General features: G+C 43.7%; 6 protein-coding genes. 3 read left to right on the forward strand and 3 right to left on the reverse strand.

Annotation, left to right across the window (positions count from 1 at the left end; genetic code table 11):
• Window positions 1-5 precede the first annotated feature (5 nt).
• On the reverse strand, window positions 6-1,136 hold the full coding sequence (tgt, locus tag B5F71_RS07545; RefSeq protein ID WP_087208868.1) for a tRNA guanosine(34) transglycosylase Tgt: 1,131 nt from the start codon (window positions 1,134-1,136) through the stop codon (window positions 6-8).
• Window positions 1,133-3,637: an endopeptidase La gene (gene lon, locus B5F71_RS07550; RefSeq protein WP_087208872.1), complete on the reverse strand. Its 2,505-nt coding sequence runs from the start codon at window positions 3,635-3,637 to the stop codon at window positions 1,133-1,135. Before lon ends, tgt begins: the two co-directional genes overlap by 4 nt.
• A gap of 174 nt (window positions 3,638-3,811) precedes the next feature.
• On the opposite strand from lon, the gene B5F71_RS07555 reads away from it, so the two are divergent.
• Window positions 3,812-4,513, forward strand: a complete 702-nt coding sequence (locus B5F71_RS07555) for a methyltransferase (RefSeq protein WP_087208874.1) — start codon at window positions 3,812-3,814, stop codon at window positions 4,511-4,513.
• Between the two features lie 123 nt (window positions 4,514-4,636).
• Here B5F71_RS07555 and B5F71_RS07560 read toward each other — a convergent pair whose 3' ends face one another.
• Window positions 4,637-5,668, reverse strand: a complete 1,032-nt coding sequence (locus B5F71_RS07560; protein WP_087208876.1) for a diacylglycerol kinase family protein — start codon at window positions 5,666-5,668, stop codon at window positions 4,637-4,639.
• A 266-nt stretch (window positions 5,669-5,934) separates the two neighbouring features.
• Between B5F71_RS07560 and B5F71_RS07565 the strand changes: the two genes are divergently transcribed.
• Both B5F71_RS07565 and B5F71_RS07570 read left to right on the forward strand, forming a co-directional pair.
• Entirely contained in the window at window positions 5,935-7,122 is a 1,188-nt protein-coding gene (locus tag B5F71_RS07565) for an aminotransferase class I/II-fold pyridoxal phosphate-dependent enzyme (protein ID WP_087208878.1), read from the forward strand.
• Window positions 7,123-7,216: 94 nt separating this feature from the next.
• Window positions 7,217-7,750 (forward strand): DUF2148 domain-containing protein, encoded by a 534-nt coding sequence (locus B5F71_RS07570; RefSeq protein ID WP_022039993.1) that lies wholly within the window; start codon window positions 7,217-7,219, stop codon window positions 7,748-7,750.
• The last annotated feature ends 236 nt before the right edge of the window (window positions 7,751-7,986 follow it).

The raw sequence follows: 7,986 nt of genomic DNA on the forward strand, positions 1-7,986 counted from the left end.
ATTTTTTATAAGCGGGTAGAGATTCGTTTTATCATTGCTGGCTTCCAGGTAGAGAAGTCGCCTGCGATGATGTGTTTTCGGGCTTCACTGACCAGCCACAAGTAGAAAGCAAGGTTGTGGATGGATGCAATTTGCATCGCCAGCAGTTCTTGTGCATGGAACAGGTGGCGCAGGTAGGCACGGCTGTACATAGTGTCCACATAGGAGGCACCGTCTGCTTCAATAGGAGAAAAATCTTTTTCCCATTTTTTGTTGCGCATGTTCATGATTCCGTCTTTGGTAAAAAGCATACCGTTTCTTCCGTTTCGGGTAGGCATTACACAATCGAACATGTCTACTCCTCGTTCGATGCCTTCCAGAATGTTGACCGGTGTGCCTACGCCCATCAGGTAACGAGGCTTGTCGGTTGGGAGAATTTCATTGACCACTTCAATCATTTCATACATTTTTTCTGTTGGTTCTCCCACGGCGAGTCCTCCAATGGCGTTTCCGTCTGCATTTTTCGAGGCGATATATTCTGCCGAACGTTTGCGCAAATCGGTATATACACACCCTTGTACAATGGGAAACAGTGATTGGTTATAGCCATACTTGGGTTCGGTTTCATTGAAACGAGTGATGCAGCGGTCCAGCCATCTGTGCGTCAGTTCCATTGACTTACGGGCGTATTCGTAATCGGCAGTGCCGGGTGTACATTCGTCGAATGCCATCATGATGTCGGCACCGATAGTACGCTCGATATCCATTACCCGTTCAGGGGTGAAAAGATGTTTTGACCCGTCAATGTGCGAACGGAATTCTACACCATCTTCCCGCATCTTGCGTATGCCCGAAAGGGAGAATACCTGAAATCCTCCGCTGTCGGTCAGCATCGGACGGTCGAATCCGTTGAATTTGTGCAGGCCTCCGGCTGCTTCCAGAACTTCCAGTCCGGGACGCAGGTACAGGTGATACGTATTCCCTAAGATGATTTGAGCCTTGATATCTTCTTTCAGTTCACGCAAATGAACGGCTTTCACACTGCCTATGGTGCCCACGGGCATGAATATAGGTGTTTCTATCTGCCCGTGGTCGGTTTTTATCAGGCCGGCGCGTGCATTCGATTTTGGGTCTGTATATTGTAATTCAAATTTCATTTTGTCGTATGCGTTTCGGCTTCCTTTTCTTTTTCTTTGTCTTTTTTCATGATGGCAGCGAAGTCGATAGCGTCTGTTACTTTTTCGTCTGTCAGTGCCAGTTGAAGTACTTCTTTTATATCTTTCACATAATGGAATGTCAGTCCTTTCAAATAGAGCGGTTGTATTTCCTCAATGTCTTTCCGGTTTTCTTCACATAGGATGAGGTTGGTGATTCCAGCACGTTTTGCTGCCAGAATTTTTTCACGGATACCTCCTACCGGAAGTACTTTTCCACGTAAAGTAATTTCTCCTGTCATGGCTAGGTTGGCTTTTACTTTCCGTTGGGTCAGTGCTGATGCGAGTGAGGTTACCATCGTAATACCCGCTGACGGTCCGTCTTTGGGTATGGCTCCTTCGGGCACATGGACGTGAATGTTCCAGTTTTCAAAAATACCATCTGGCAAGTCAAGCAAGAATGAATGGGCTTTCAGGTATTCCAGTGCCAGCATGGCCGATTCTTTCATTACATCACCCAGATTTCCCGTCAGGGTCAGTCGTTCACCCTTGCCTTTGCTCAGGCTGGTTTCCACAAAGAGGATTTCTCCTCCCACGGCAGTCCATGCCAGTCCGGTCACCACGCCGGCATATTCATTTCCTTGGTATTTGTCGCGCGAATATTCAGGTGTGCCTAAGTATTTTTTGATGTCTTCCGGTTTCAGTTCGTGCTGGCTGGTAAATTTGTCGCTGGCAATTTCCAATGCGATTTTGCGCATGATTTTGCTGATTTTCTTTTCCAACTCACGCACACCGCTTTCACGGGTGTAGTTTTCGATAATACACTCAATGGCGGGTTTGGTGAACTTTACGTGTTCTTTGGTCAGACCATTGGCCAACAATTCCTTTGGAATCAGATGACGGCGGGCTATCTCTATTTTTTCTTCGGTGATGTATCCACTTACTTCAATCAGTTCCATACGGTCAAGCAAAGGAGTCGGAATAGTGCTCAGGTTGTTTGCCGTGGCGATGAACATCACTTTCGAAAGGTCGTAATCCATATCTACGTAATTGTCGTGGAATGTATTGTTTTGTTCAGGGTCAAGCACTTCCAACATTGCTGATGCAGGATCTCCTTGACGGTCGTTTCCCATTTTATCTATTTCATCGAGGATGATGACCGGATTCGACGATTCGGCTTTCATCAGACTTTTGATGATGCGTCCCGGCATGGCACCGATATAGGTCTTGCGGTGTCCCCGGATTTCAGCTTCATCGTGTACGCCACCTAACGACATTCGGATATATTTTCGTTTCAGTGCCGATGCGATGGAGCGTCCCAGCGAAGTCTTTCCTACTCCCGGAGGACCATACAGGCAGAGGATGGGTGATTTCAGATCGCCCTTCAGCTTCAGTACAGCCAGATGTTCCAAAATACGCTCTTTTACTTTTTCCAGTCCGTAATGGTCTTTGTTCAATACTTTTTCGGCATTGAGAATGCTCAGATTGTCGGTTGTGTATACGTTCCACGGCAATGAAAGCAATGTCTGGAGGTAGGTCAGCTGTACATTGTAATCAGGTGACTGTGGATTGATGCGTTCCAGTTTCTGCACTTCTCGTTCAAATGTCGCAGCTACCTCTTTGCTCCATTTCTTTGTTTTCCCTTTTGCACGTAAGCCATCTATTTCATCTTCCTGGCTGTTTCCTAATTCGTCTTGTATGTTTTTGATTTGCTGTTGCAGGAAATATTCGCGTTGTTGACGGTCTAAGTCTTCGCGTGTACGCATTTGGATATCATGCTTTAATTCTGCCAGCTTGGTTTCCCGGTTTAATACCTGTATCAAGTTATACAGTCGTTCGGTTAATGTCGGCTTGCATATCAGGTCAAACTTTTCTTCCAATCCAAATGGGAAATTGGTACAGATGTAGTTTACAAGTATATGGTCTTTCGGTAGATTTTTCAAAGCAAAAGTTACATCTGGACTCAACCGGTCACTAGCGTCCACATATTGGTTCGCAAGTTCGAGGCATGTATCCATCAGTGCTTTGAATTCATCATTGTTCTCCGTATTCAGGTTTTCCGGTTCCACTACAACTTTACCTTTTAGGTAAGGTTCTGTTGATGTAATTTCATCTAACCGTACTTTTACATTGCTTGCCTGTAAAATGACGGTAGTAGCACCTCCCGGCAATTCAAAGATTCGGAGTACACGTCCAATGACTCCTATTGGATATAAATCATTTATTCCGGGCTCTTCTACCTCGGCTGATTTTTGAGTGGCTATAATGATATGCTGTTTGTTTTTCGAAGCAGAACGCACAAGTTTGAGTGTAGCCTGTCTGCCTACAGTAACGGGCATGACAATTCCCGTAAACATAAGCATGTTACGTAATGTCATAATAGGCATTTCTTTGTTTACTTCATCGACTGAAGGTTGTTCTGGCTCTGCACTTATCTCGGCTACCATTGACACTTCGTCTGAGACTGCATTCATATCCATTTCTATTTTTTTCCTTCTTACCATAATTGTGGGTTTGTCTATTCTTGTTTAATAAATATCCCAAAACGGGTACAAAGTTAAGCAATCTGCTTTGAATACGAAAACAGAAAAGTTGCAAATACGTGAAATAAATCTGTGTTTCATGCTGAAATGAGAGGCGATTTATCTATTTTTGACGAAAATTAGAAAAGTTAGCTTATGGGAAATCCTTTCTTTCGATTCAAGCAGTTCGAAATTTGGCACGACAGGTGTGCCATGAAGGTAGGTACGGACGGTGTATTACTAGGAGCATGGACCGATGTCAGCCATTCTCAGAATGTGCTTGATATAGGTACAGGAAGCGGTCTGATAGCGTTGATGATAGCTCAGCGTTGTCGTGCTAAAGTAACAGGTGTAGAAATTGATGCCGAGGCTGCGAAGCAAGCATGTGAAAATGTAGCATTGTCACCCTGGAAAGGACGGGTAAGTATCAGACAGGCAGATATTACAGCATTTGAAGGAGGAAAATATGATACAATCCTATCAAACCCTCCTTATTTTCGTGAGCAGGTTTATTGCTCTGATATCCAGCGGAATGCTGCGCGACATACAGGCACTCTTACGTTTGAGGATTTGTTAGATGCAGTGATACGTCTTTTGACGGATGATGGTTGTTTTTCAGTTATCTTACCTTTCGAGGCTGCAGGATATTTTATTGGTTCGGCTGCCGAACGGCATTTGTATCCGATGTACCGGACGAATGTACAGACCAGGCCGGGTATATCTCCTAAACGTGTTTTGCTTACTTTAAGCAGAAATATTCTTCCCTGTAAAGAAGATACATTGGTTATAGAATCCGAGCCTCGCATCTACAGCCCGGATTTTATTCAGTTGGTCAAAGATTTTTATTTGGCTTTTTGACCGGGGATAATCAAAGCTGTTCTCGCCTTGAAACATTTTGTGCATTAAGACCACCACAGGAGATACCCGCAATGTATTGGGCATGGGCTTCTGTGGTGGAATATGGGCTGGTCTTTGCAGATTTCACTTCTTCGATAATCTTCGCAACAAGTTTTGGTTTAATTGTAACAGCTTTCGATGCTTTTCTGCAATAGTAGAGGTGAGTGGCCGGGTGCCGATAAAGTCGGTAAAATGTTGTAACACACTGAACGGTTCGGTATATGTCCGCCCTTTTTCAGGTGCTATCACTTTCAGTCCACGGTGTATTATCTCGACTGTCAGGTCTTTGCCTCCCATCATTGGGTCCCCGTCGAAATGAAAAACTCCTTCATTGCGGCGATGGATGATAATTTTTTTTTCTTTCAGTGTTTTGATGCGACTGTTTTGGTCGATTGTTTTATTAAAGAGTTGAAAAGATAATGCCGGTACATCCAGTACGGTAAAAGGTTCCAGAATGGTTATGTCCATCATGCCGTCGGTTAATGAAGCCTGTGGGGCAATATAGGCATTGTTGCCATATTGTGAAGCATTGGCACAGGCTATTAGAAATGCCTTGTACTTTACAGTTCCCGAACTGTTTTCTATCTCATACGTCTCAGGCCGGTAGGTCAGGCTTTCATGCAAAGTGTTTTCCAGATATGTAAGTAATCCTCTTTTGCCCGAGTCGGCAAACTTTAAGCTGACAAATGCATCGAACCCGACTCCACAGGTACAGAAAAAAGGGTGGTGGTCAATAATCCCATAATCGATGTCTTTTATAAAGCCTTGATTTAACGTTTCAATGGCTCCATGTGGTGTCATTGGAATATGTAAATGCCGTGCCAGTCCATTGCCCGAGCCGCATGGGATGATTCCCATAGCAGTATCAGTATGGATCAATGATCTTCCTATTTCATTGATGGTTCCGTCGCCTCCAATAGCCACAACAATATCCGTCTTTTCTTCTGCAGCCCGTCGTGCCAGTTCGCTGGCATGTCCGGCGTATTCGGTTTTACGTATTATATAATCATATCGGTTTCGGTCGATATGTTTGTCTATCAGATGTAGGATAAATTCTTTTCCGTGCGTGCCTGATATTGGGTTGACTATAAACTGTATGCTTTGTTTTGAGCTCATGATAGTTCTGCTGGTTTCTTATAATGAATGTCCGCAAATGGAAATCCATTTCTTCAATTAAAGAACAAAAATAAGACTATTTTGTTTATGAACATCACTTTTTATAGCATAAATGTCGAAAGAAACATTTTTTTTGTACTATCATCTTATTAAGTTTGCTAAAATTATTATCTTTGCACGTTCTTTTTATGTAACATCTGCCGATATGGAATGGCAGGGCTATTATTAAATAATGTAAATCAGAAAGATTTACCAAACAGTAGAATATGGGACTATTACAAGACAAATTGAGTAAATTCAGAACGCCTCAAATGTATATGGAACGAGGCGTTTACCCCTATTTCCGTGAAATAGACAGTGCTCAAGACACGGAAGTGATGATGGACGGGAAAAAGGTACTAATGTTCGGTTCAAATTCGTATATGGGATTGACTCACGACGAACGTATTATCAATGCTGCCATTGCCGCTACCCGTAAGTACGGTACAGGATGTGCAGGTTCACGCTTGTTGAATGGTACGCTTGACATCCATATAAAACTGGAAAAGGAATTGGCGGAATTTATCGGGAAAGACGAAGCGTTATGTTTCTCTACCGGGTTTACCGTTAATGAAGGTGTTATACCTCAATTGGTAGGACGCGGTGATTATATCATTTGTGATGACCGCGACCATGCTTCTATCGTTGACGGACGCCGTCTGTCTTTTGCTACTCAGTTGAAATACAAACACAATGACATGGAAGCGCTGGAACGTGAACTTCAAAAATGCGAACCGGATGCTATTAAGTTAATTGTTGTTGACAGTGTGTTCTCTATGGAAGGAGACCTGGCCAATTTGCCTGAGATTGTCAGATTGAAAAAGAAATATAATGCTACTGTTTATGTAGACGAGGCTCACGGGTTAGGAGTATTTGGTAGAAACGGGCGTGGCGTATGCGACCATTTTGGACTTACGGAAGATATCGACCTCATTATGGGTACATTCAGCAAATCGCTTGCTTCTATCGGTGGATTTGTGGCTGCGGATAAGGATACAATCAACTGGTTGCGTCATAATGCGCGTTCTTATATATTCCAGGCAAGCAATACTCCTGCTGCAACGGCCGCTGCCATAGAGGCTTTGCATATTTTGCAGACAGAACCTCAACGGCAGGAAAATTTGTGGAAGATTACCAACTATGCCTTGAAGTCGTTCCGTGATGCCGGATTCGAAATCGGTGATACAGAGAGCCCAATCATTCCTTTGTATGTGCGTGATACCGACAAGACTTTCGAAGTTACCAAGCTGGCCTTCGATGAAGGCGTGTTCATCAATCCGGTTATCCCGCCTGCATGTGCTCCTCAAGATACATTGGTGCGTTTTGCTTTGATGGCAACCCATACAAAAGAACAAATCGATTTCGCAATCGAGAAACTGATAAAATGTTTCAAGCAATTGGATATCTTGAAATAAATAAGGAATGGCCAGGCTTTAGATTTGTTAGAAGATACTAACTGGCTCTAAAGTCTGGTCAATATAGTGTCAGTAACATTATTTCACGAGTAATATGATTCTGAACGAGAGAGACAGTCGCCACGATGAAGTGTTACAGATAGCCCAACAGATGATGGTGGCGGCACGCACTGCGCCTAAGGGCAAGGGGGTTGATATTATTGAGATTGCGATGGTGACCGAAAGTAATATCCGCATCCTTTCTGATACGATGAAGCAGATGTATGAGGAAAACGGGCTTAAGTTTTTCCTGCGTGATGCAGATAATATTCTGGATGCCGAATGCATCATTCTCATCGGTACGCGCGAACAGCCGCAAGGACTTGACTGCGGACATTGCGGATACGAAACTTGTGCTTCGCGTAAGGAAGGTGTTCCTTGTGCCATCAACAGTATAGATGTTGGGATAGCGATTGGATCGGCTTGTTCTGTTGCTGCCGACCATCGGGTAGATACGCGTGTGATGTTTTCGGCAGGACTGGCTGCACAGCAGCTTGACTGGTTAGATGGATGCAGGCAGGTTTATGCTATTCCTGTCAGTGCATCATCGAAAAACCCATTTTTCGACCGGAAACCGAAAACGGAATAAATGAAATGTAAGGGCGGATTGCCGGGATGGACTTCCGCACTTATGCTAATGGATATGCAAGGCAGAGATAACTTCATGAATAGTTTGATATAACTGCAACAGCTAATGAAGATATATTGTAGGGGGAATTAAGAAGCTGTTTTGAATTTATCGTGCGATGATTTGGGATGAGTTTTTGAGGCATTTTTGCTTCTGTGATGAGGAAGATAGCGGGCTATCTGACGAAGAACAGGAGC

Origin of the sequence: Bacteroides sp. An269, from assembly GCF_002159755.1 — a bacterium.
Classification (GTDB): Bacteria; Bacteroidota; Bacteroidia; order Bacteroidales; family Bacteroidaceae; genus Phocaeicola; species Phocaeicola intestinalis.